The organism is Sphingobium sp. (assembly GCF_035511395.1).
In the GTDB taxonomy this organism is placed as follows: Bacteria; Pseudomonadota; Alphaproteobacteria; order Sphingomonadales; family Sphingomonadaceae; genus Sphingobium.
Genome location: NZ_DATKFP010000324.1, coordinates 1 through 1,708 on the forward strand (window position 1 = coordinate 1; position 1,708 = coordinate 1,708).

Sequence of the window (1,708 nt, forward strand, 5' to 3'; positions counted from 1 at the left end):
GGTTCGGCGATCAGGGCATTGTCGTTGTGCTTGGTCTTACGGGCATGTGGGATGTGGACGCAGCCGTACTCACGCTCGCGGGGCTGCCTGAGGATATGCTGAAACCCGACACGGCCGGACTGGTGCTTGCGGTGCCCGTGCTCGCCAACACGATGTGGAAGGCTGTACTCACGCTGGTACTGGCAGGGCCATCAAAGCAAGGCTGGAAGGCGTCCGGCCCACTCTTCGCATCAGTTCTGGCATCTGCTGCCGGTATCGCCGCGCTCATGGTGTTTCGCTAGGAGCGATGAGCGGGCAGCTCGTGCCTGGTTCGAAGCTGGTTCAGGTCCATTCCTGAGGGGGGATGCGCGCTTTCGTTGCTGGCCGTGAATTTGTGGCGACGCAGAGCCATGGCCGGCTATTGTCGTAAGGGCCGAACGCGCGGCATCCGGCCCTTGGGCAGATCAGGCGGCCTGCGACAGGGCTTCGGCGATCTGATCCTTGATCGCGAGGCGGCGCTTGCGAAGTTCGGTCTCGTGATCTTGCGAGGTCGGTTCGATATTGGTTTCAGCCACGTGGATTTCGTCGTTCACGACATCATAATCGAGAAGAAGCTGCGCGAAGCGAGAGTCCGAAACCTTCAAGGCGTGAATCTTGTCCATCTGACCGGGGAATTCCTCGCTCAGGGTGTGGGGGGTATTCGACATAATTACTCCTTTGATGAAACTATGATATATAGCGAATTCGCGCGTGCCGGCACCCGTTTATGTCTGGGGCTGGTCACTTTGTTTTCGCCGATCAGCTCGATCGGCTCTTACGATGCTCGCGATAGGCCTGATAGGAATGCAGAATCTCGGCCATGCGGGCGAGTGCCTCGCGCCGGGCCGACGCGCTCTCGATATTCTGCAGTTCTTTTTTCAGATGGGTCGAAAAATCCGCATAGTCATTCTGCCAATCGCGGCCGACAGCCTCCTGTAGTTCCAGCTTTCCGGTCTTCAGGCGCTTGGACGAGGCGCGTGACGGCAGTGAATAGGTTTCCCCGATCTTCGGCGTGACAATCGATGCCGCAGCATCGTCCGCCTGCATCAGGCGGCGGAACGTCTCGATCGAGCCCTCTTCGCCGTGTCCCAGGAACAGGCTGCCATCGATCGGCTTCCGCGCCCTTATCCAGCGCTGCAGATCCTTCTGGTCGGCATGCGCCGAATAAGTGTCGATCCGCCGGATCTGCGCGCGCACCGCGACGTCCTGCCCCCAGATGCGCACGCGGTTCGCGCCATCGAGGATTGTCCGGCCAAGGGTGCCTGCGGCCTGGAAACCGACGAACAGGATCGTCGATTCACGGCGGCCGAGATTGTACCGCAGATGGTGACGGATGCGTCCCGCTTCGCACATGCCGGATGCCGCCATGATGATGGCTCCGGACATGTCGTTGAGCCGCATCGATTCCATCGTGCTGGCAGTGTAGTGGAACGAGGGGTGACGGAAGATTTCACCCGAGCCCATGTCTTCGAGTTCCCCGGCATGTTTGGCGAACACCTCTGTCGCGCGGGTCGCAAGTGGCGAATCGATGAACACCTGTGGATGCGCCAGGCGTCCGGTGTTGATCAGGGTCGCGATATCGAGGAGCAATTCCTGGGTGCGTTCGAGCGCGAAAACGGGAATGACGAGGTTGCCGCCGCGCGTAAGCGCTGCATTGATCTCGGCTTCCAGCAAAGTCCGGCGCTGCTCG

3 protein-coding genes are annotated in these 1,708 nt (G+C 60.4%); 1 reads left to right on the forward strand and 2 read right to left on the reverse strand.

Annotated features, from left to right (window positions below; all coding sequences use genetic code 11):
• A partial coding sequence (locus tag VMR39_RS22705; RefSeq protein WP_325419372.1) for a DUF4010 domain-containing protein occupies positions 1-281 on the forward strand: 281 nt, incomplete at its 5' end.
• Between the two features lie 162 nt (positions 282-443).
• On the opposite strand, the gene VMR39_RS22710 is transcribed toward VMR39_RS22705, so the two are convergent.
• Both VMR39_RS22710 and VMR39_RS22715 read right to left on the reverse strand, forming a co-directional pair.
• Positions 444-641, reverse strand: coding sequence for a YdcH family protein (locus VMR39_RS22710; protein ID WP_232307265.1), 198 nt, complete (start codon positions 639-641; stop codon positions 444-446).
• 136 nt (positions 642-777) lie between these two features.
• On the reverse strand, positions 778-1,708 hold a 931-nt coding region (locus VMR39_RS22715), incomplete at its 5' end, for an MBL fold metallo-hydrolase (protein ID WP_325419376.1).

Excerpts from the sequence above, each read along its gene's own strand:
- VMR39_RS22710 (WP_232307265.1), bottom strand. The coding sequence starts at position 641 with ATGGACAAGATTCACGCCTTGAAGGTTTCGGACTCTCGCTTCGCGCAG.